The organism is Amycolatopsis sp. NPDC034160, from assembly GCF_055575355.1.
This window is the reverse complement of record NZ_JBVISU010000011.1, coordinates 184,319-203,844: the sequence shown is the minus strand read 5'-3', so window position 1 is coordinate 203,844 and position 19,526 is coordinate 184,319. Positions and strand designations below refer to the sequence as shown.

Annotated in this window: 21 protein-coding genes; 8 read left to right on the top strand and 13 right to left on the bottom strand. The window is 69.0% G+C overall.

What is annotated here, in order from left to right:
- The first annotated feature begins 258 nt into the window (after window positions 1-258).
- The gene (locus ACZ54P_RS22840) at window positions 259-681 is read left to right on the top strand and encodes a DUF485 domain-containing protein (RefSeq protein ID WP_465463577.1); all 423 of its coding nucleotides are present in this window, start codon (window positions 259-261) and stop codon (window positions 679-681) included.
- Window positions 678-2,252: a solute symporter family protein gene (locus ACZ54P_RS22835; protein ID WP_465463576.1), complete on the top strand. Its 1,575-nt coding sequence runs from the start codon at window positions 678-680 to the stop codon at window positions 2,250-2,252. The genes ACZ54P_RS22840 and ACZ54P_RS22835 overlap by 4 nt, the downstream gene beginning before the upstream one ends.
- 60 nt (window positions 2,253-2,312) lie before the next feature.
- Here ACZ54P_RS22835 and ACZ54P_RS22830 read toward each other — a convergent pair whose 3' ends face one another.
- Entirely contained in the window at window positions 2,313-2,882 is a 570-nt protein-coding gene (locus ACZ54P_RS22830) for a TetR/AcrR family transcriptional regulator (RefSeq protein WP_465463575.1), read from the bottom strand.
- Between the two features lie 82 nt (window positions 2,883-2,964).
- Here ACZ54P_RS22830 and ACZ54P_RS22825 point away from each other — a divergent pair, with 82 nt between their 5' ends.
- Window positions 2,965-3,168 carry a hypothetical protein gene (locus tag ACZ54P_RS22825; RefSeq protein WP_465463574.1) on the top strand — a complete coding sequence of 68 codons (204 nt, stop codon included), beginning with the start codon at window positions 2,965-2,967 and terminating at the stop codon, window positions 3,166-3,168.
- Here the strand turns inward: ACZ54P_RS22825 and ACZ54P_RS22820 are convergent.
- From ACZ54P_RS22820 to ACZ54P_RS22800, 5 genes are all read right to left on the bottom strand, one after another.
- Window positions 3,165-3,518 (bottom strand): DUF3817 domain-containing protein, encoded by a 354-nt coding sequence (locus ACZ54P_RS22820; RefSeq protein ID WP_465463573.1) that lies wholly within the window; start codon window positions 3,516-3,518, stop codon window positions 3,165-3,167. The two genes, ACZ54P_RS22825 and ACZ54P_RS22820, sit on opposite strands and share 4 nt — an antisense overlap.
- A gap of 24 nt (window positions 3,519-3,542) precedes the next feature.
- Complete coding sequence (locus ACZ54P_RS22815) at window positions 3,543-3,920, bottom strand: hypothetical protein (RefSeq protein ID WP_465463572.1); 378 nt, start codon at window positions 3,918-3,920, stop codon at window positions 3,543-3,545.
- 258 nt (window positions 3,921-4,178) lie between these two features.
- Window positions 4,179-5,063: a lytic transglycosylase domain-containing protein gene (locus ACZ54P_RS22810; protein ID WP_465463571.1), complete on the bottom strand. Its 885-nt coding sequence runs from the start codon at window positions 5,061-5,063 to the stop codon at window positions 4,179-4,181.
- Window positions 5,064-5,194: 131 nt separating this feature from the next.
- A complete protein-coding gene (locus ACZ54P_RS22805; protein ID WP_465463570.1) occupies window positions 5,195-5,677 on the bottom strand; it encodes a helix-turn-helix transcriptional regulator in 483 nt (160 codons plus the stop codon).
- Between the two features lie 351 nt (window positions 5,678-6,028).
- Window positions 6,029-6,184, bottom strand: a complete 156-nt coding sequence (locus ACZ54P_RS22800; protein ID WP_162182762.1) for a hypothetical protein — start codon at window positions 6,182-6,184, stop codon at window positions 6,029-6,031.
- A 133-nt stretch (window positions 6,185-6,317) separates the two neighbouring features.
- On the opposite strand from ACZ54P_RS22800, the gene ACZ54P_RS22795 reads away from it, so the two are divergent.
- The gene (locus ACZ54P_RS22795) at window positions 6,318-7,103 is read left to right on the top strand and encodes a crotonase/enoyl-CoA hydratase family protein (RefSeq protein WP_465463569.1); all 786 of its coding nucleotides are present in this window, start codon (window positions 6,318-6,320) and stop codon (window positions 7,101-7,103) included.
- 10 nt (window positions 7,104-7,113) lie between these two features.
- Window positions 7,114-7,650 carry a GNAT family N-acetyltransferase gene (locus ACZ54P_RS22790; protein ID WP_465463568.1) on the top strand — a complete coding sequence of 179 codons (537 nt, stop codon included), beginning with the start codon at window positions 7,114-7,116 and terminating at the stop codon, window positions 7,648-7,650.
- Here the strand turns inward: ACZ54P_RS22790 and ACZ54P_RS22785 are convergent.
- Both ACZ54P_RS22785 and ACZ54P_RS22780 read right to left on the bottom strand, forming a co-directional pair.
- On the bottom strand, window positions 7,647-8,795 hold the full coding sequence (locus ACZ54P_RS22785; protein ID WP_465463567.1) for a CaiB/BaiF CoA transferase family protein: 1,149 nt from the start codon (window positions 8,793-8,795) through the stop codon (window positions 7,647-7,649). The two genes, ACZ54P_RS22790 and ACZ54P_RS22785, sit on opposite strands and share 4 nt — an antisense overlap.
- A gap of 28 nt (window positions 8,796-8,823) precedes the next feature.
- Complete coding sequence (locus tag ACZ54P_RS22780) at window positions 8,824-9,975, bottom strand: acyl-CoA dehydrogenase family protein (RefSeq protein WP_465463649.1); 1,152 nt, start codon at window positions 9,973-9,975, stop codon at window positions 8,824-8,826.
- Between the two features lie 106 nt (window positions 9,976-10,081).
- Between ACZ54P_RS22780 and ACZ54P_RS22775 the strand changes: the two genes are divergently transcribed.
- The 3 genes from ACZ54P_RS22775 to ACZ54P_RS22765 all read left to right on the top strand — a co-directional run bounded on the left by ACZ54P_RS22775 (window position 10,082) and on the right by ACZ54P_RS22765 (window position 13,363).
- Window positions 10,082-10,696, top strand: coding sequence for a TetR/AcrR family transcriptional regulator (locus ACZ54P_RS22775; protein WP_465463566.1), 615 nt, complete (start codon window positions 10,082-10,084; stop codon window positions 10,694-10,696).
- Between the two features lie 112 nt (window positions 10,697-10,808).
- A complete protein-coding gene (locus ACZ54P_RS22770) occupies window positions 10,809-11,633 on the top strand; it encodes a hypothetical protein (protein WP_465463565.1) in 825 nt (274 codons plus the stop codon).
- A 116-nt stretch (window positions 11,634-11,749) separates the two neighbouring features.
- Window positions 11,750-13,363 carry a succinic semialdehyde dehydrogenase gene (locus tag ACZ54P_RS22765; protein WP_465463564.1) on the top strand — a complete coding sequence of 538 codons (1,614 nt, stop codon included), beginning with the start codon at window positions 11,750-11,752 and terminating at the stop codon, window positions 13,361-13,363.
- 82 nt (window positions 13,364-13,445) lie between these two features.
- Here the strand turns inward: ACZ54P_RS22765 and ACZ54P_RS22760 are convergent, their stop codons facing one another.
- The 5 genes from ACZ54P_RS22760 to tesB all read right to left on the bottom strand — a co-directional run bounded on the left by ACZ54P_RS22760 (window position 13,446) and on the right by tesB (window position 19,365).
- Window positions 13,446-16,460 carry a helix-turn-helix transcriptional regulator gene (locus tag ACZ54P_RS22760; RefSeq protein WP_465463563.1) on the bottom strand — a complete coding sequence of 1,005 codons (3,015 nt, stop codon included), beginning with the start codon at window positions 16,458-16,460 and terminating at the stop codon, window positions 13,446-13,448.
- 63 nt (window positions 16,461-16,523) lie between these two features.
- Window positions 16,524-16,736 carry a hypothetical protein gene (locus ACZ54P_RS22755; protein ID WP_465463562.1) on the bottom strand — a complete coding sequence of 71 codons (213 nt, stop codon included), beginning with the start codon at window positions 16,734-16,736 and terminating at the stop codon, window positions 16,524-16,526.
- 162 nt (window positions 16,737-16,898) lie between these two features.
- The gene (locus ACZ54P_RS22750; RefSeq protein WP_465463561.1) at window positions 16,899-17,108 is read right to left on the bottom strand and encodes a DUF397 domain-containing protein; all 210 of its coding nucleotides are present in this window, start codon (window positions 17,106-17,108) and stop codon (window positions 16,899-16,901) included.
- A 13-nt stretch (window positions 17,109-17,121) separates the two neighbouring features.
- A complete protein-coding gene (locus ACZ54P_RS22745) occupies window positions 17,122-18,039 on the bottom strand; it encodes a helix-turn-helix domain-containing protein (RefSeq protein ID WP_465463560.1) in 918 nt (305 codons plus the stop codon).
- Window positions 18,040-18,465: 426 nt separating this feature from the next.
- Window positions 18,466-19,365 carry an acyl-CoA thioesterase II gene (gene tesB, locus ACZ54P_RS22740; RefSeq protein WP_465463559.1) on the bottom strand — a complete coding sequence of 300 codons (900 nt, stop codon included), beginning with the start codon at window positions 19,363-19,365 and terminating at the stop codon, window positions 18,466-18,468.
- Between the last annotated feature and the right edge of the window lie 161 nt (window positions 19,366-19,526).

Below are 19,526 nucleotides of genomic sequence, written 5' to 3'. Positions count from 1 at the left end.
AGCGTGGCCAGCCTCAACCATTTGCCGCAGTGCTCCGTTCGGGCGACGACCGGGCGTGACAAACTTGCTCACTATTAAGAGTGATAAAAGCTCGATCATTCCGCCGAAACGAATTCCCGGAATCTAATTGCGATCGGAAAACGAATACCCTCGCTTGCGGTTACGGAAGCGGGGTCGCCTTTTCAGCGCACTCGAAGGCGTAGTTAGTATGTGCGCTCCGTACCGCGCCCGGATGCCAGCAAGCCTCGGAGGAACCCCATGCCCGACGTCGCGCGTCCCTTCGCGGCGAGCAACGCCCTCGAGGACACCGGGCAGATGCCCGCGTTGTTCGTCCGCGGGCGACGGCCCGCGCCCGCGCCGCCCCGCAGCACCGGCCCGGACTACGACCGGATCCAGCACGGCAAGGAGTTCGTCGCGCTGCGCAAGTCCTTCCGGCGGTTCGTGTTCCCGATGAGCCTGCTGTTCTTCACCTGGTACATGACGTACGTGCTGCTGGCGGCCTACGCGCACGAGTTCATGAGCCGGAAGGTGTTCGGCGAGGTCAACGTCGGCATCCTGCTCGGGCTCGGTCAGTTCGCCAGCACGGTGCTGATCACGATCGCCTACCTGAGGTTCGCCAACAAGCGGCTCGACCCCAAGGTCGAGCGGCTGCGGGCGTCGGTCGAGGCGGGTGAGCGATGAGCATCCCCGACAACGACCCGATCCTGAACGTCGTGGTCTTCGCGCTGTTCGTCGCGATCACCCTGTACGTGGTGTACCGCGCCAGCACGCGCAATTCCTCCACTTCGGACTACTACGCGGCGGGCAGCGCCTTCACCGGGCGGCAGAACGGCATCGCGCTCTCGGGCGACTTCCTCTCGGCGGCGTCGTTTCTCGGCATCGCCGGGGCGATCGCGATCCACGGCTACGACGGCTTCCTGTACTCGATCGGGTTCCTCGTCGCCTGGCTGGTCGATCTCCTCCTGATCGCGGAACTGCTCCGCAACACGGGCCGCTTCACCATGGGCGACGTGCTGAGCTTCCGGATGAAGCAGCGCCCGGTCCGCGCCGCGGCCGCGACGTCGACGCTGGTGATCTCCTTCTTCTACATGCTCGCGCAGATGGCCGGCGCCGGCGGGCTGGTGGCGCTGCTGCTCGACATCCACGGCGGGATCGGCCAGGCGCTGGTGATCGGTGTCGTCGGTATCGTCATGGTGCTGTACGTGCTGGTCGGCGGGATGAAGGGCACCACGTGGGTGCAGATCATCAAGGCGACCATCCTGTTGCTGACCGGTGCGCTGATCACCGTGTTCCTGTTCGGCAAGTTCGGCTTCAGCTTCTCGAACCTGCTCTCGGCCGCCGCCGACAAGAGCCCCCTGGGTGAAGAGCTGCTGCAGCCCGGCGGCTCGTACGGCAAGAGCGAGATCACGAAACTCGACTTCGTCTCGCTGGCACTGGCGCTGGTCCTCGGCGCCGCCGCGCTGCCGCACGTGCTGATGCGCTTCTACACCGTGCCGAACTCGCGCGAGGCGCGTCGCTCGGTGGTGTGGGCGACCGCGTGCATGACCGTCTTCTATCTCTGCACACTGGTCATCGGCTTCGGCGCGGCAGCGCTGGTCGGCCCGGAGGCGATCAAGAACGCGCCGGGCGGGGAAAACTCCGCGGCGCCGCTGCTGGCGCTGAACATCGGCGGCACCGTCCTGCTCGGCGTCGTCTCGGCGGTGGCCTTCGCGACCATCCTCGCCGTCGTCGCCGGGCTGACGATCACCGCGTCGGCCTCCTTCGCGCACGACGTCTACGCCAACATCTTCAAACGCGGCAAGGCGGAACCGGTCGCGGAGGTCCGGGTCGCCCGGCTGACCGCGGTCGCCGTCGGGGCGTTCGCGATCGTGGGCGGCATCCTGGCGAACGGGCAGAACATCGCGTTCCTGGTGGCACTGGCGTTCGCGGTCGCGGCGTCGGCGAACCTCTCGACGTTGCTGTACTCGCTGTTCTGGAAGCGGTTCAACACCACCGGCACCCTGTGGGGCATCTACGGCGGACTGATCGCGAGCCTGGTGCTCGTGTTCTTCTCGCCGGTGATGTCCGGAGCCGCCGACTCGATCATCACCAGCGTCGACTTCCACTGGTTCCCGCTGAAGAACCCGGGCCTGGTGTCGATCCCGTTCTCGTTCCTGTGCGGCTTCGTCGGCACGTTCGTCGGGCGCTCGAAGGCCGATCCGGTCAAGCACGCCGAGATGGAGGTGCGGTCCCTCACCGGGATCGGCTCCTGATCGGCGTCACGCGCGCCATGAAAGGTCCTTTCCTTGCAAAATTTGCAAGGAAAGGACCTTTCATGGCGTCCGGAGGCCGTCCAGCACGATCGCGAGCAGCCGTTTCGCGTCCTCCGGGGACGCCTTGCTCGCCGCCGAACCCACCCCGTGGCCCAGCCGCAGGATGTCGATCCCGGTGACGTCCTCCCGGAGGACGCCCGCGTCCTGAGCCGCCTTCACGATCGCGTCGGACGCCGACCGCAGCCGTGACTGGCACCAGGCGAAGACCTCGGATCCGGCATCGACGGACGCCTTCAAAGTCATCGCGAGACCGTGCTTCTCGACCACGTAGGCGACGTGCGTGGCCAACCACGCTTCGAGCGCTTCGCCCGGTGTCAGCCGGTCGAGCAGGTCGAACGCCTGCTGGGCCATCCCGTCGATCTCGTCGCGGTAGACGGCCTCGATCAGTTTGTCGCGGGTCGGGAAGTGCCGGTACAGCGTGCCCGCGCCGACCCCGGCGCGTTTGGCGATGTCGTCGGCGGGCACGTCCACTCCCTCGTCGGTGAACGCCTTCTTCGCCACGGCCACGATGCGCTCGTAGTTGCGCCGCGCGTCCGCGCGCATGGGCCGGGCCGGATCGGCCGTGACCATCTGCACCTCCTCGGGCGACGAAAACGGAGACATTCCCCGAATCCAGTTGCGACGGTGCCGCCAGAGGACGCGGGTGCGGCCGGTGGCGCTTTTGCAGACGTTGCAGCAGGCCGGGGCGACGCTGGGGCTCGCGATCCTGATCACCGTGTTCGGCGCGGTGACGCGGACGCCGTCCGGAAGCCCGGCGGAGACCACGGTCGGCGGGATGACCGCCGCCTTCACCGCCGCGGCCGTGGTGACGGCGGTGTCGTTGCTGGTGGCGGTGACCTTCCGGCGCCGGGCTTAGAGCTTCTGACCCGCGTCGACCTTGTGCGTGACCTTGCGCTCCATCACGAACGAGAAGAACGGGATGCAGCCGGCGATCAGCACCAGGAGGGTGCCCTTCATCGACCAGCGGGCCTTGATCGCGAGGTCGACCGCGAGCAGCAGGTAGATCAGGTAAAGCCCGCCATGGACCATGGGGATCAGCTTCACGAACTGGGGAAGTTCCACGCGGAAGGCGTACTGCAGCAGCATCTCGACGACCAGCCCGAGCAGGGCGACACCGGTGGCGTACGCGGCGACGCGGAATCGGATCAGCGGCCCGCCCAGCGAGACCGAGCGGGCCGGGACGGCGTCGTCAGTTCGGGTGGTCATAGGGTCTCGAACCTCTCTGGGGAACTACTCGTCGCGGGCGTTGAGTTCGCGCAAGTACCTGTTGTAAGCGGCGAGCTCGTCATCTTCGGGGGCGGACGGGCGGGGCGCCGGGGCGCGCCTCCGCCGGGGCGCGGGCACTTCGGGAACGGCGGTCTCGGCCACCTGCTCCGAGGTGTCGGCCTCCGCGGCCTGGCGGCGGAGCTTGCGGATCCGCCAGAACATGAACGCGGGGAACAGCCCGAACAGCGGCCATTGCAGGACGTAACCCAAATTCTGGAAGGTCCCGCTCGCCGAGGAGAACCGCTCCCACTGCCACCAGGCGAGCCCGCAGCACAGCGCCAGGCTCACCAGGCAGACGCCGGCGATGCCGAGACGGCGCAGGGTGACAGACGGTGCGGGCACGCATCGACGCTAGCACTGGCGGCGGTGCGAAACTGCGCCGACCGGGGCACGGGACCTTGGTCCCGGCTCCGGCACTCTTGCCGCTCGGAGTCCGTCAAGTCCTCTATCCCTACGCTCTCCCTGCGCCTGACTTGCGTCAGGGTGACGGTGCAGCGGATGCCGGGATCGACGACGGAGGTCGGTCACGACCTCTGGCAGGCTCCGAGCGGTGAGTCGCGTCTCGTGAGTGGTAATGACGGTTCTAACCGTCATTACCACTCACGAGCGGGACTGCACGGCCTTCGCGTAATCGTCCGCCAGTCCGAAGACCTTCTGCGCGTACTCCGTCGAGTTGTTGTACGACAGAATGCCTTGCCACCACCCCGAGGCGGCCGACATGTCGCGGTTGTTCACGCACAGATAGCGGGCCGCCGCGAGCGACGCGTCGTCGATCTGCTGCGGGTCGCCGACGCCGTCGCGGTTGCCGTCGGCGGCGTAGCGGCGCCAGGTGCTGGGGATGAACTGCATCGGGCCGACGGCGCGGTCGACAGCCGTGTCGCCGTCGAACTGCCCGCCGTCGGTGTCCCCGATCGCCTTGACACCGGGTGAGCCGTCGAGCGGGACCCCGATGATCGGTTTCGACGGGCGGCCGTCCTGGCCGAGGATCGCGCCGCCGTACTGGCCGTGGTTCGACTCGATCCGGCCGATGCCGGCGAGTGTCGCCCACGAGATCTTGCAGTTCGGCTGCAGCTGGCGCATCGCCAGCTCGGCGGAGCCGTAGGCGAGCAGTGCCCTGGCCGGGATGCCGGTGGCCTGCGCCGCCCGTTCGGTCCAGGCGGCCAGCGGGTCCTTGCCCGTTTTCGGCTGTACCTGCTGCGGCGAGGTCTGCTGGGCCGCGCCACCGGCGGGCGCGGCGTTGACCGGGACGACCGTTCCCGGTTTCACGTCCGCCGCCTTGACCTGCAAGGCGGGGATCTCCATCGTCGTCGGGCTCGCGACCGGGGCGGACGCCTTGGTCACCAGCCAGACACCGCCCCCGGCGAGGCCGAGTACGGCCAGCACGACCACCAGCCTGACGAGAACGGCGGCGCCTGCCCCGCGACGTGACGAAACGGGCTTGGCCGGGTCGGCGACGAACTCGTCGTTTTCCGGGGTGGTGCGCACGAAGCGAGTCCTCCAGCGTGGGCGGCGATCACGACCGATGCTCGAACAACGAGCCCGCGCAGGTTAGCGTTACGCGGTTGCCGTGATCGCCTCTGCCACGCCGGTTCACCCGCGTGTGCGAGAAGTTCTCATCAGGCGGACTTCTGTTGCCTCGCCAGCCGCGCCACGCACCAGGCCGGGGCGCTGCCGCGGCGAAGGTGCTGCAAAACGGTCATCGGGCCGAGACGACGGCTCAGGTCGGACGGGGCGAGCCCGGCCGCGCGGTAGTCGAGCGCGCGCTGGTCGAGTGGGCTGATGCCGGCGTCCCACCAGGCTTCGGCCTCGGCGACCCCGCCGACCATCTGCCACCAGCCCGCGGCGGCGACGAGCAGATCCTGCGGGACATCGGGAAGACGGCTGCGCATGGCGTCGAGATAGCCGGGGTCGGCGGCCTCGACCGGCGCCCAGCGCGCCTGACCGGACTGCTGACGCTGGCCGGGGATCCCGGGCGCCTGACGGGGCGCGTCGGCGAGCCACGCGGACGCGATGCGGTCGACCTCCTGCTCCTCGGGGGTCTGCTCGCGCTCGGCGGCCCACTGCCGGATCAACGCGTCGACTCCGGGATCTCCGGTCATCCCTGCCTCCTCATGATTCCCCGACTGACAAGTCCTGACTTACTTGCCCGGCTGAATGTCCGCTTTCGCCCTGAGGCTCGCACCTGCGGAAACTCTCGCCCAGGAGGCCGGCTCCGGCGCCTGGAAGACCAACCGATCACGCAATGTGAGCACCGTAGGGGCGCGGAGGTCTCTTCCGCCAGAGCTTCCTGGGCACGAATTCGTCGACCTGCGGGTTTTCGGGGTCAATCCACCCGGATGGTCGAGTCGCCCGACCGAAATCCGAGGTCGGTGACAGTGCGTGATATCCGCAGGTGGCCGCGCACGGTGATCACCGGCGTCACCAGGGACACCGGTGCTCGGCACGACGGGTCAGGAGAAGAGGCTCCGCACGAAGGTCACGATGGCTTCGGCACCGGACCGGAGCCAGCCGAGCGCGGTGTGGACGGCGTCGGCGGATTGGGTCGGCCTGCTGATCAGAAAGAAGAGCACGAGCGCGACGACGGCGATCACAACGAATTTCTTCAAGCCGGGCGACATGGCTCCATCCCATCACACCGTAGTGTCGGAGACGCTGACTCCGCGCGCACTGCGGACTTTGTCACCACCTTAAGGAGATCGGGGCCCCGTTGCCCACCCTGACCCGCCCGAGGGAGCGAAGATGAGCGAAAACGTTCTCGTCCACCGGGAGGGTCCGGTGACGACGATCACCCTGCACCGGCCGGAGACCCGCAACGCGGTGGACGGCCCGACCGCCGCCGCGCTGGCGGACGCGTTCCGGGCCTTCGACCGCGACGAGGCGGCCGCGGTCGCCGTCCTCACCGGTTCGGGTGACGCCTTCTGCGCCGGAGCCGATCTGAAGGCCGTCGGCACCGACCGCACCAACTCGCTCACCCCGGCGGGTGACGGGCCGATGGGGCCGACGCGGCTGGCCCTGTCGAAGCCGGTGATCGCCGCGGTCCGCGGGCACGCCGTCGCGGGCGGCCTGGAACTGGCGTTGTGGTGCGATCTGCGGGTCGCGGACAGCACGGCCGTCTTCGGCGTGTTCTGCCGCCGCTGGGGTGTCCCGCTGATCGACGGCGGCACGGTGCGCCTCCCCCGGCTGATCGGGCATTCGCGGGCGATGGACCTGATCCTCACCGGCCGTCCGGTCGACGCCGACGAAGCACTCGCGATCGGGCTGGCGAACCGCGTCGTACCCGACGGCGAGGCGGTGAGCGCCGCACAGGCCCTCGCGCGCGAACTGGCGGCGTTCCCGCAGGCTTGTCTGCGCGCGGACCGCAAGTCCGCGTATGGCCAGTACGGACTCACCGAAGAAGAGGCGCTGCGGACCGAGTTCTCGAACGCGCTGATCGGCGGCGGGCTCGCCGAAGAAGCCGTCGAAGGCGCGAGTCGATTCAGCGGGGGCGCGGGGCGTCACGGCAGTTTCGACGGCCCGAGGTCCTAATGTCTGTCGGATGACAGAAACCGGAGTCGCGCTCAGACCGGTGTCCGAAGAAGACCTGCCGATGCTCGAAGCACTGACGAACGATCCGCGGGCCGCGGGCGAGTTCGAATGGCACGGCTGGCACGACCCGCATTTCCTGCGCCGCCGCTGGACCGAGACCGGCATGCTCGCCGCGGACAACGGGATGCTGATGATCGACCTCGACGGCCAGCGGCTCGGTTTCGTCTCCTGGCACAAGACCAGGTCCGGGTCGACGTCGTACTGCTGGAACGCCGGCCTCGTGCTGATCCCCGAGGCACGCGGCCACGGCTACGGGACCAAGGCGCAGCGGTTGCTGGTCCGCTACCTCTTCGCGCATACGCAGATGAACCGCGTCGAGGCGTCGACGGAAGCGGGCAACGTCGCCGAGCAGCGCTCCCTGACGAAGGCGGGCTTCACCCGCGAAGGCGTGCTGCGCGGCTACGCGTTCCGGGACGGGGCCTGGCGCGACCACGTCCTCTATTCGATGCTGCGGTCCGACCTGGACCCCGCCCCGGAAACTCGCTAGACGATCGTGCCCGCGGCCTTGAGCCGTTCGACACCCTCGGCGTCGACCCCGAGTTCGGCGAGGACGTCGGCGGTGTCCGCGCCCTTGGGCCGCGGCGGTTCCGGCGTTTCCGCCGGCGTGCGGTCGAACCTCGGCGCGGGCGCGGGCTGCACCACTCCGCCGATGTCGACGAACGTCCCACGCGCGACGTTGTGCGGATGCGACGGCGCCTCCCCCGGCGCGAGCACCGGCGTCAGGCACGCGTCGGTGCCTTCGGCCTTCGCGACCAGTTCGTCACGGGTGTGCTTCGCGACGGCTTCGGCGACGATCTTGCGCAGCTTCGGCCACTCGTTCTTGTCGACGTGGACCGGGGTCTCCTCGGGATCGAGTCCGAGGACCTTCACGAGGTCGCCCCAGAACCGCATCTCGATCGCGCCGATGGCGACGTACTTGCCGTCGGCGGTCTCGTAGGTGTCGTAGAACGGCGCGCCGCCGTCGAGCATGTTCTCGCCGCGTCCGCCCGGCCAGAGCCCGGAGTTCAGCAGCCCGTGCAGGCTGGTGGTCAGCAGCGCGGCACCGTCCACCATGGACGCGTCGACCACCTGACCCTTGCCGGACGACTGGCGTTCGAACAGCGCCGCCAGCACGCCCATCGCCAGCAGGAGGCCACCGCCGCCGAAGTCACCGACGAGGTTGAGCGGCACCACCGGCCGCTGTCCCGCGTGCCCGATGGGTTCGAGCGCGCCGGAGATGCCGATGTAGTTGATGTCGTGCCCGGCGACGGTCGCCAGCGGACCGTCCTGGCCGTAGCCGGTCATCCGGCCGTAGACCAGCCGTGGATTGCGGGCGTGGACCTGCTCCGGCCCGATGCCCATCCGCTCGGCCACCCCGGGGCGGAAGCCCTCGATGAGCACGTCCGCCTCGTCGGCGAGTTTCAACACCAGTTCGACCCCTTCGGGGGTCTTGGTGTTGATCCCGATCGACCGCCTGCCCCTGGCGAGCGGATCGTTCGGGAAGCCGATCACGTCGTTGCCCGGTGTCGCCCGGTCGACCCGGATGACGTCCGCGCCGAGATCGGCGAGGATCGTGCAGGCGAACGGCGCCGGGGCGAGCCCGGCCAGTTCGACGACCTTGAGCCCGCTCAGCGGGCCGGCCTTCTTCGCCACGTCTTTCCTTCCTACGCCAGCGGATCGCTCAGAGCGTGCGGGAGATGATTTCCTTCATGATCTCGCTGGTGCCACCGAAGATCCGGGAAATCCGGATGTCGGCCCACGCGCGCGCGATCGGGTACTCGGTCATGTAGCCGTAGCCGCCGAAGAGCTGCAGGCAGTCGTCGACGACCTTGTTGACCCGTTCGGTGGTCCACAGCTTCGCCATCGCCGCGCCCTGCACGTCGAGTTCCTTGCGCAGGTGCCGTTCGATGCACTGGTCGAGGAACGCGCGGGAGACCGCGGCCTCGGTCGCGGCCTCGGCGAGTTTGAACTTCGTGTTCTGGAAGTTGTAGATCGGACGGCCGAAGGCCTGCCGGTCCTTGGTGTAGGCGATGGTCTGGTCGATCGCGGCCTCCATCCCGGCGACCGCGGTGACGGCGATGATCAGCCGTTCCTGTGGCAGCTGCTGCATCAGCTGGATGAAGCCGAGGCCTTCCTGCTCACCGAGGAGGTTGGCGGCGGGCACCCGGACGTCGTCGAAGTTCAGCTCGGCGGTGTCCTGGCCCTTGAGGCCGATCTTGTCGAGGACGCGACCGCGACTGAAGCCGGGGGTGTCGGTCTCGACGGCGATCAGCGAGACCCCCTGCGCGCCCGCGTCCGGGTCGGTCTTCACCGCGACGACGACGAGGTCGGCGTGGAAACCGTTGGTGATGAACGTCTTCGCGCCGTTGATCACGTAGTGGTCGCCGTCGCGTACCGCGCGGGTCTTGATGTTCTGCAGATCCGAACCCGTGCCGGGTTCGGTCATCGCGACCGCGCCGACCATCTCGCCGGAGGCGAACTTCGGCAGCCACGCCTTCTTCTGCTCTTCGCCGGCGTACTCCAGGATGTAGTGCGCGACGATTCCATTGTGGACGGTGACGCCCCAGGCGCTGTCGCCGGATCGGGCCTGCTCTTCGTAGAGCACGGCCTCGTGGGCGAACGTGCCGCCGCCACCGCCGTACTCCTCCGGGATGGACAGGGCCAGCAGGCCGACCTCGCCCGCCTTCGTCCAGAGCTCTCGGTCGACCTTCTTCTCGGCCGCCCAGCGCTCCTGGTTCGGCACGAGTTCCTTCTGGCAGAAGGTCCGGGCGAGGTCCCGGAGGTCTTCGAGCTCCGTCGTGCTCCACGAACTCTTCTGGATCTGCAAGGGCACGGCCAACGCCTCCTGATCGGACCTGGAAAACATGACGCTTAGGATGTAAGTTCCAAGCGGAATGTACATCCGTACCGAGCTGCACGTAAAGAGGGGGCGCAGGCCGATGGCCGTACTGGGCAGAACCCACCGGACACAGGCCGAGCGGCGCGAGCAGACCCGCACCGCCTTGCTCGACGCGACCATCGACTGCCTGGTCGACCTCGGATACGCGCGCACTTCGGTGCAGGAGATCTGCGCCCGCGCCGGGGTCTCGAAGGGTGCCGTGCAGCACCACTTCTCCGCGAAGGCCGAGCTGATGGCGGCCGCCGTCGAGCATCTGACCGGAAAGCTGCGCGGCCGCCTCGCCGAGTCGATTTCCACGCTTCCCGGTGGCGCCTCGGGGGTCGCGGCGGCGATCGACCTGCTGTGGGAGGGCTACTCGGGCACGCTGTCCACGGCCGCCACGGAACTGTGGGTCGCGGCGCGGACCGATCCCGAACTCCGGGAGGCGATCCGCCCGGTCGACCGGGCCCTGGGCCGCTCAACCCTGGAGCACGTCACCTCGATCGCCGGGGAGCTGCCGAAGGAACGCGCCGAGATCCTGTTCTGGCTGACCGTGAACCTCACGCGGGGGCTGGCGCTGGACGCCGAACTCGGCGGTGATCCGAAGCGGCGGCGGCAATTGCTCGACGAATGGAAGCGCGTCGCGGTGATGTTGTACGAGGACGCCTCGACCTGAGGCCGCTAGCACGCGCGGATGCTCTTGACCAGAGCACAGGTGACACTTATCTCGTCGGCCGATTCGTGGTGGAATTCCTTGCTGGACAACAGAACCGGCGGAGGAGCCGATCATGAGCGCGCCGCAGCAGCAGCCGTACCACCCGACTGGCCCGTTCGGCGCAATGCAGCCCGTCCAACCTCCCGTGGCCGCACCAAGTCCGCCGTCCGATGCGCGGCTCCCCCGGTTGTTCGCGGCGATGATGGGCGTCTTCGCCGGACTGCTGGTCCTGGTCGCCACCTTTCTGCCGCAGTCGACCTATGAGCAGATTTCCGAAGGCAAGACGGTGTCGAAATTCGCCGAGACGGGGTGGGCGCGGTCCTTCGACATCGAACCCTCGGCGGAGGAGAAGGAGTTCTACGACAAGACCCATGTCGCCCGGTACGGCATCCCGCTGTCCGCCGCGGCGCTGACGCTGTTCGCCGGGGCCGCGGTGGGCTTCGCCTCGTACCGGCGGAATTCGGGTTCGCCCGCGGCGACGACGTCGAGGACACTGCTGATCGTCGGCGGCGCCGGAACCGCGGTCGGGGTCTGGATGCTCGGCATGGACATCTCGGCGAGCCTGAGTTTCGGCCAGGACACCGGCCGGTTCGTCTCGCGCTACGGCACCGGGGGCGGATTCTGGATCCTGCTCGCGGGCGGCCTCGTGGCGTTGCTCACCCTCGTCCTGGCGATCGTGGCCAATCGCCGTGAGCCCGCGCCGCCCTCTCAGAACCCCTACCCGGTCGCCTACGCCCCTTACCCGCCCAGCGTCCCTCAGCAGCAGTATCCGCAGCAACCGCCGCTTCAGGCCTATGAGCCGCCGTCACCCCCGACACCGCCTGCGGGGTCGGCGTTGCAGCAGCAGGACATCCTGCGCCCGTCCCCCGACAATCCGCCCCAATCCGGCAATATGTGAAACTTATTCATATCAGCGCTGGACAGTCTCCATACCGGCGGTATGCTGTACTCGTCGGTAACACCTGGGCTCTGCGTGGCGCCTCCCGGCTCCACGCCGCATGGAACGGAGACGGCATGACGAGCACGACACCGGCGAGCGCGAGCCACCACACCGAGGGGCCGGCCACCATCGGCGGCGTCCCCGGGGCCCCGGCCTCGGCGAGGGCGGACCGGCTCGTGCGGCGGGTCGTGGGCGGCAAGGACTCCGCACCGGTCCAGATGTGCGCGCCGTTCACCGGACAACCGATCACCACGCTCCCCCAGGCCACCGACGCCGACGTCCGCGCCGTCTTCGACCAGGCGCGGGAGGCGCAGCGCTCGTGGGCCGAGCGTGCGGTCGAGGACCGCCAGCACATCCTGATCCGCCTGCACGATCTCGTGTTGCAGCGCCAGGAAGAGGCGCTCGACCTCGTGCAGATCGAGGCGGGCAAGGCACGGATGGACGCCTTCGACGAAGTCAGCGCCACCGCGCTCGTGGCCGCCTACTACGGCAAGCACAGTGCGAAGATCCTTTCCCCGCGCCGCCCCGCCGGGCTGATCCCGGTACTGACGAAGGTCGGCGAGATCCGGCACCCAAAGGGCGTCGTCGGGATCATCTCGCCGTGGAACTACCCGCTCGCGCTCACCGCGATGGACGTCCTGCCCGCGCTCGCGGCGGGCAACGCCGTCGTGCAGAAGCCGGACAACCAGACCGCGCTTTCGGCGCTGTGGCTGCAGGAGCTCGCCGAGGAGGCGGGGCTGCCCGCCGGCGTCTGGCAGATCGTGCTCGGCCGCGGTTCGCGCATCGGTGACGCGCTGGTCGAGGAATCGGACTATCTGTGCTTCACCGGCTCCACGCCGACGGGCAAGGGGCTCGCCGCGAAGGTGGCGGAGCGGTTGACGAGCTACTCGCTGGAACTCGGCGGCAAGAACCCGATGATCGTGCTGCCCGACGCGGACATCGCCAAAACCGCCGCGGGCGCGGTGACCGCGTGCTTCTCCTCCGCGGGCCAGCTGTGCGTTTCCGTCGAACGGATCTACGTCCACGAATCCATCCGCGAGGAGTTCACGCGGGCCTTCGTCGCCAAGACCGCCGCGCTACGGCTCGGGGGTGCCCTCGACTACCAGGCGCAGATGGGCTCGCTGACCTCGGAAGACCAGCTGGCGACCGTGTCGGCGCATGTCGAAGACGCCCGGTCCAAGGGCGCGAGGGTGCTCACCGGCGGTAAGGCCCGGCCCGAACTCGGCCCGCTGTTCTACGAGCCGACCGTCCTCACCGACGTCACCGAGGACGTCAAGCTGTTCGCCGAGGAGACCTTCGGGCCGGTCGTGTCGATCTACGGCTACACCGACGTCACCGAGGCGATCGAGCGCGCCAACGACACGCGGTTCGGGCTGAACGCGAGTGTGTGGTCGCGCAACGGCCGCGCGGGCTGGGAGGTCGCGGCGCGGCTGAAGGCCGGGACCGTCAACGTCAACGAAGGCTTCGCGGCGACCTTCGGGACCGTGGGGCTGCCGATGGGCGGGATGAAGGACTCCGGGGTCGGACGGCGTAATGGTGCCGAAGGGCTGCTGAAGTACACCGAGGCCCAGGCGATCGCGCTGCAGCGCGGGATGCCGCTGCGGCCCGGTCGCGGCATCCCGCCGAAGCTGTGGGCGCGGGCCCTGAGCACGAGCCTGAAGGTCCTCCGCCGCCTTCCGCGCCGCTGACCGCCCTGCCTCCTCCCCCTCCCCCTACGCGTTTAGTCCTCTGGATGCGGTACTTGCACACGCAAGGATCGCATTCAGAGGACTAAACGCGTTTCAGCAGGCGTCGGTCGTAGGCGATCGCGACGGCCTCCGCCCGGCGGCTCGCGCCGAGCTTCGCCATCACGCGGGAAAGGTGGACGCTCACCGTCTTCTCGCTGATGTACAGCTCCTCGCCGACCTGGCGGTTGGTCCGGCCGAGCGCGACGCGTTCCAGCACGTCCCGTTCGCGGTCGGTGAGCGGGTCGACGACGTCACGGCGCGGAGCCGCGGGCTCCCCGGGTAGCCCGACACGTGCCCGGTGACTCAGCTCCCGGACGGCTTCGCGCAGCGGGCAGGCACTCAACTTGTCGGCCACCGCGTGCACGGCCAACAGCTCCGCCGCGGCCAGCGAGGTGTCGCCGTCGGAAGCCAGCAGCGCCTTCGCGTGCTGAAGACGGCACATGGCCTGCTCGTACACCGCGCCGTACCCGAACGCGTCGACCGCCTTCGCCCACGACGCCGGATCACCCACGCCGTGCAGACAGCTGCCGAGCGCGTCCAGCCGGGCGAGCCACGCCAGCGCCTCCGGGCCCAGCGACACCGAACGCGGGACGCCGTGCTCGGCGCAGTGGCGGCCGTAAGCGAGCATCTCCTCGCCCGATCTCACGGCGGCCTCGACCGTCGCCAGATCCCCGCGGACCCGGGCCTCGGCGGCCTGCGCGACGGCGGCCGCGAGGCCGTGCACGCTGATCCGGATCCCGCCGAGCAGCGCGGGCTCGACCTCTTCGATCCAGTCGATCAGCTCGCGCGCCTGCCGCACCGCGCCCGCGTGGTCCTGCCGCCACGACGCGAGCTGGATGCCCGCGTCACCCGCGGCCAGCGCGATCGAAACGTCCGTGTTCCAGTGCTGCCGCAAACCGGCGAGGACCTTGTCGGCGTCTTCGAACCGGCCACGCGCGACGACGAACTGCGCCCAGATGCTCAGGAACCGCGCCGCGACGGCGCTCGAAACCCCGCGGCCCGCCCGGCCGGCGTCGTCGTCGTTCGGCCAGTCCCCGCTGACGTACCGCAGCGTGAGGTGTTTGGTCCGCAGCTCGATCCCGAACGAGCTCCAGGTCAGCCCGGTCTCCTCGGCCCGCTTGATCCCCTTGGCGTAGTACTTCAGCGCGGGCTGGATCTCGGCCCGGTCGTCGTAGCTCAGCCCGAGGAAGTGCAGCGCCCGGAGTTCACCGTTGAGCGCGCCCGATTCCTTGGCCTTTCGCTCGGCCTGGCGCAGCCGCTCCCGCGCCTCCTCGACGTCGCCCGCGGAGTCGGCCAGCGTGCCGAGCGAGACCAGCGCGGCCGCCTCCGCCCCGTCCGCGCCGACGGCCCTCGCGTCGGCGACCGCGGCCAACGCGCATTTCAGCGCCTCGTCGTACCTGTCGATCAGGCGCAGAATGCCCGCCCTGGTGGCGAGTACCCAGGCCCGGGCGGAACTCGCCTCGGTGTGTTCGACCAGCTCCCAGGCCTTGTCGATCGCCTCGACGACCTCGTCCAGTGTGCCGTCGACCGAAAGCAGCGCCTCCGCGTGCCGACGCCAGACCTTGGCGGCCCGCTCGCCGCCGGTGTCCGGGCCGAGGGCCTCGGTCGCGGACCGTGAATAGGCGACCGCCCGTTCCGGTTCGCCCGACGTGCTCGCGAAATACGAAGCTTCGTGCAGGAGGCGGAGTTCGTCGACGTCCGGCGGCCGGTCGGCCGCGGGTACGGCGTCCCAGATGGACAGTGCCTGCTCGACGTGCCGCAGCGCGGAACCGGGCGCACCCAGCTTCTCCGCCTCGTCCATCGCGCGCAGCAACGCGGCCAGCGCGGTGACGAAGTCCTTGCTCTCCAGGCTGTGGTGCGCGAGCCGCGCGTCCTGGCCCCGGCCCTGGGCCCGGTCGCGGATACGCGCCGCGTAGGCCGCGTGCATGCGCACCCGCTCCCCCGGCAACAAGTCGCCGTAGACCGCTTCCTGCAACAGCGCGTGGCGAAAGGTGTAGAAGCCGTTCTCGATCACCAGCACGTGATGCTGCACCGCCTCGCGCAGTGCCTCGTCGAGTTCGAGTTCGTCCAGGCCGGAGATCTCGGCGAGCGCCGCGTGCGCCACCGCGTCCTTGGCGACCGAGACCACCCGCAGCACCCGGCGCGTGACCGGGGAAAGCTGCTCCACCCTGGCGAGGAGCACTTCGGCCAGTCCGGCGGGTAGCTCTCGGCAGTCCTTCGCGGACGCGAGCAGCTCCTCGACGAAGAACGGATTGCCCTCGGACCGGGCGACGATGTCGGCGATCAGGTCCTGGCTGATCGGCTCGTCGGCGAGCGCCTCGACGAAGGCGCGCGCGTCCTCGGCGCCGAACGGCTTGACCTCGACACGTTCGACCGCGCCCAGCCTGACCACCTCGGACAGCAGAGCACGCAACGGATGCCGCCGGTGGACGTCCTCCTCGCGATAGCTCGCCACCAGCAGCAACCGCTGGGTGCGCAGCCTCGTCAGCAAGAAGGAGAGCAGGTTGCGGGTGGAGCCGTCGGCCCAGTGCAGATCCTCCAGCAGGATCACCACCGGCCGGCGCTGCGCGATGGCGGTCAGCACCCCCAGTACCGCGTCGAACAGCTGGAGCTGGCCGAGGTCCTGTTCGGGCCGGAGGCGTTGCGTCGACACCCGTTCGCTCGCGGTGAGCTGACCGTCTTCGATGGCGGGGAAGTCTTCCGCCTGCTGCAGTTGCGGGAGCAGCCTGCCCAGCGCCGGCCGGGCCCGGACCGCGGCGGTGACCGCGGGATCGGAAGTCGTCGCCAGCGGCGCCAGCGCCTCGGCGAACGGAAGATAAGGAAGGCCACCCTCGTGGACGTCGATACAGCGCCCGGTGAGGACCAGGGCGCCCGTGGACGCGGCGAATTCACCGAGCGCGGTCAGCAGCCGGGTCTTGCCGACACCGGCGTCACCGGAGAGCAGCACCGCGCCGGCCTCGGCCCGTTCTGCCCGGGCGAAGGCGGCGCGGAGCTGCCGCATCTCCTGAGTGCGGGCGACGATCGGGATTCCGGAGCCAAGACGGGGCACGAGGTGCATTCTTGCCTACCGGACCGACAACTTCGCCTGGGTTTTCGCCGAGAGCTTCATCGCACTCGGCCTTTACCGGGTGATCTCGCCGCTGCGAGCGGGCATCTGCCCGGCTTCGCGGCGCTGCTGGGCGGGCACCCGGACTTCAGCGCGGTGCGCCCGGACCCGCTTGGTCGCCCGGCGAGCCCGGTCGACCCAGACACTGCGGCCCGCCTTCTGCAGCTCTTCCCGCCGGTAGGCCACCTCGGCCAGTACCCCGACGAGCATCGCGTCATTGCTGTGCATCACGTTTCCCCTTAGGAACTCACTACCTGGTTTGGTAGTGACCAGATTCGTCCTGAGGGGTGCCTCGCGGCATCGGGTGATCACCTACACCCGGCCGTGATTCGACCCCTTACTCCCGCCCATCCCCTGCTCGGGGGCGTAAGGGGTCGAAGTCCAACGTCTCTAGTCGTGAGCCGGGCCACTCTGGCGCACCGCGCGGAGCAGCCCCCGCCAAGCGTGCGGCGAAAGGCGGAAGGCTCCTCCTTCGGGGTCCTTCGAGTCCCTCAGCGCGGCACCGGAACCGGTGAAGGCGACCTCGACGCAGTCGTTGCCGCCACCGCTGTGGCTGCTCTTGAACCACCGGGCCTGGGAAAGATCATCGTTGGGCGTCATTGCTCCCCGCTCCTTACTTGTTTCCAGGGACCTCGAGCACACCGAGGTCTCGATACTGCGGTGTATTCGGGAGGGCCGCCTGTTCGGCGAACCTTCCGGCGGCCTCGGCGATCACCTCGACCGAGTCGTCCGGTTTCAACGCGGCGGCACGGAGATGGTCGAACATCAACGCGTATCGCCGGACGTCCGGGGGTTCCTCCAGATAGAGCCCGCTGGAGGTGCTGTCGACGTAGACCACGTCGGTGTCGGCCAGTTCGGGGAAGCCCATGATGAGGAACGGACCCTCCATCCCGGGATGGGCACCCGCGCCGAACGGCACGATCTGGATGGTCACGTTCGCCCTCCCCGCCATCGTGACCATCCGGTACAGCTGTTCCGCCATCACCTCGGCCCCGTCGACCGTGCGATGCAGGACCGCTTCGTCCATCACGGCCCAGTACTCCGGCGGCGAAGGGTCCGTCAGCAGTTCCTGCCGCGCCATCCGCGCCGCCACCCGGCGCCTGACTTCGGCTTCCTCGGCGTCGGGCCGCATCGCCCTGATCACGGCCCTGGCGTAGCGTTCGGTCTGCAGCAGGCCCGGCACGAGCAGCGCCTGGAACGCGCGGAGGGAACTCGCGTCGGCTTCCAGGCCGACGAAGGTGCCGGTGAACACTTCGTTATACGCGTGCCACCAGCCGCGTTTGCGCGCTTCCCTGGCCAGCTGGACGAGCGCCTCCTGCTCGTCGCCGGCGATGCCGTACAGCTCGAGCATGTCGCGCGCGTCGCGCGGGGTGACGCCGACGTGCCCCGTCTCGATGCGGCTGACCTTCGAGGCCGAGCATTCGAGCTTCTCGCTCACCTCGTCGATGGTGAGGTCGGCCGCCTCGCGCAACCGCCTCAGTTCGCTCGCCAGTCTCCGGCGGCGCACGGTGGGCCCTTGTCCCCTCGTCATCACGGCACCTCCACAGGGCTGTCCGAGCCACACCGATCGCGACACGGCGAGGAGAACGGTGTTCGCGAACCTCGCACGAAACACATCTAACCAGCCCGAGACACATTCGGTGAGATGGTCACAGGACGATTTTCCGGCACCACCCGATTTTCATCCTGCAATTTGCAGATTGCCGCTGTAGGTTGAGCATCGTGCAACGGTCGAGGCACGGGCGCGGGGCCGCGAGCTGCACCGATGGGACTCCGAAAGGATACCTGTCGAAGCCGGATTCACCCCCGGTGCAGGGCTGGAGCCGTCCCCCGATCGGTTCCGGCCCTCCCTTTATGCCCGCGACCATTACTCAATGCTCTGGCTTCAGATGTTAATGCATTTCGCCATTCCCTCTAAAGGGTGGACAAAACGCCCTCCGACGCGGAACGTCACCGTTCACACCACCCGGAGAAGGCCCTCCTGCACGACGGTGGCGATATGCGTTCCGTCCGCGGCGAAGAACCGGCCCGTGGCCAGACCCCGGGCACCCGAGGCGGTCGGCGACGCGGAGTCGTAGAGGAACCACTCGTCGGCCCGGAACGGGCGGTGGAACCACAGCGCGTGGTCGAGGCTGGCGCCGAGCACCTTGTCGAGATCCCAGTAGACGCCGTGCCGCGCGAGGACCGAGTCCAGCAACGTCATGTCGGAGGCGTAGGTCAGGACGCAGACGTGCAGCAGCTGATGGTCCGGGAGCTTGCCGTCGGCCCGCATCCAGACCTGGTTCCTGGCGGGACGCTCACCGGACTTCCGGGTCACCCACGGCGGATCGTTGACGTAGCGCACGTCGATCGGGCGCGGCCGGTCGAGGTGGCCCATGAAGTAGCCCTCGGCGCGCTCCTGCAGCGTCGGGAGCGACTCGGGATCGGGCACGTCCGGCATGGCCTCGGAGTGCTCGATGCCGCCCTCGTCCTTCTGGAACGACGCCGACAGCGAGAAGATCGCCTTGCCGTGCTGGATGCCCACGACCCGGCGGGTGGTGAACGAGCGGCCGTCTCGGATGCGGTCGACCTCGTAGACGATCGGGACACTCGGGTCGCCGCCGCGGATGAAGTACGCGTGCAGCGAGTGGACCTTCCGCTCCTCGGGCACCGTCCGGCCGGCGGCGACCAGCGCCTGCCCCGCGACCTGTCCGCCGAACACGCGCACCGGCGAATGGGCCGGTGAGACGCCGCGGAAGATGTTCTCTTCGATCTTCTCCAAGTCCAGCAGCGCGACCAACCGGTCGAGCACGGGCTGACCGCCCACTCCGCCGGTGGTGTCGAATCCGGCCGCGGCCTCCCTGGCCATCTCAGTCATATGCGGAACCCTATGCGGTCAGGCCGTCCAGGGCCTCCGTGAGGCGGGACGTTTGTCGCGAAGACCACCTTCGGGACCCCTGTGGACATCCCAGGCAGGCACGAACGACCCCGCCACAGCTCCGCTCGCTCACCTCGAACGCTATGAAAGGACCTTTCCTT

Coding starts and splice junctions, on each gene's coding strand:
- ACZ54P_RS22840 (WP_465463577.1), top strand. CDS start 259: ATGCCCGACGTCGCGCGTCCCTTCGCGGCGAGCAACGCCCTCGAGGAC.
- ACZ54P_RS22835 (WP_465463576.1), top strand. CDS start 678: ATGAGCATCCCCGACAACGACCCGATCCTGAACGTCGTGGTCTTCGCG.
- ACZ54P_RS22830 (WP_465463575.1), bottom strand. CDS start 2,882: ATGGTCACGGCCGATCCGGCCCGGCCCATGCGCGCGGACGCGCGGCGC.
- ACZ54P_RS22820 (WP_465463573.1), bottom strand. CDS start 3,518: ATGACCACCCGAACTGACGACGCCGTCCCGGCCCGCTCGGTCTCGCTG.
- ACZ54P_RS22805 (WP_465463570.1), bottom strand. CDS start 5,677: ATGACCGGAGATCCCGGAGTCGACGCGTTGATCCGGCAGTGGGCCGCC.
- ACZ54P_RS22795 (WP_465463569.1), top strand. CDS start 6,318: ATGAGCGAAAACGTTCTCGTCCACCGGGAGGGTCCGGTGACGACGATC.
- ACZ54P_RS22790 (WP_465463568.1), top strand. CDS start 7,114: ATGACAGAAACCGGAGTCGCGCTCAGACCGGTGTCCGAAGAAGACCTG.
- ACZ54P_RS22775 (WP_465463566.1), top strand. CDS start 10,082: ATGGCCGTACTGGGCAGAACCCACCGGACACAGGCCGAGCGGCGCGAG.
- ACZ54P_RS22770 (WP_465463565.1), top strand. CDS start 10,809: ATGAGCGCGCCGCAGCAGCAGCCGTACCACCCGACTGGCCCGTTCGGC.
- ACZ54P_RS22765 (WP_465463564.1), top strand. CDS start 11,750: ATGACGAGCACGACACCGGCGAGCGCGAGCCACCACACCGAGGGGCCG.
- ACZ54P_RS22760 (WP_465463563.1), bottom strand. CDS start 16,460: ATGCACCTCGTGCCCCGTCTTGGCTCCGGAATCCCGATCGTCGCCCGC.
- ACZ54P_RS22755 (WP_465463562.1), bottom strand. CDS start 16,736: ATGCACAGCAATGACGCGATGCTCGTCGGGGTACTGGCCGAGGTGGCC.
- ACZ54P_RS22750 (WP_465463561.1), bottom strand. CDS start 17,108: ATGACGCCCAACGATGATCTTTCCCAGGCCCGGTGGTTCAAGAGCAGC.
- ACZ54P_RS22745 (WP_465463560.1), bottom strand. CDS start 18,039: ATGACGAGGGGACAAGGGCCCACCGTGCGCCGCCGGAGACTGGCGAGC.
- tesB (WP_465463559.1), bottom strand. CDS start 19,365: ATGACTGAGATGGCCAGGGAGGCCGCGGCCGGATTCGACACCACCGGC.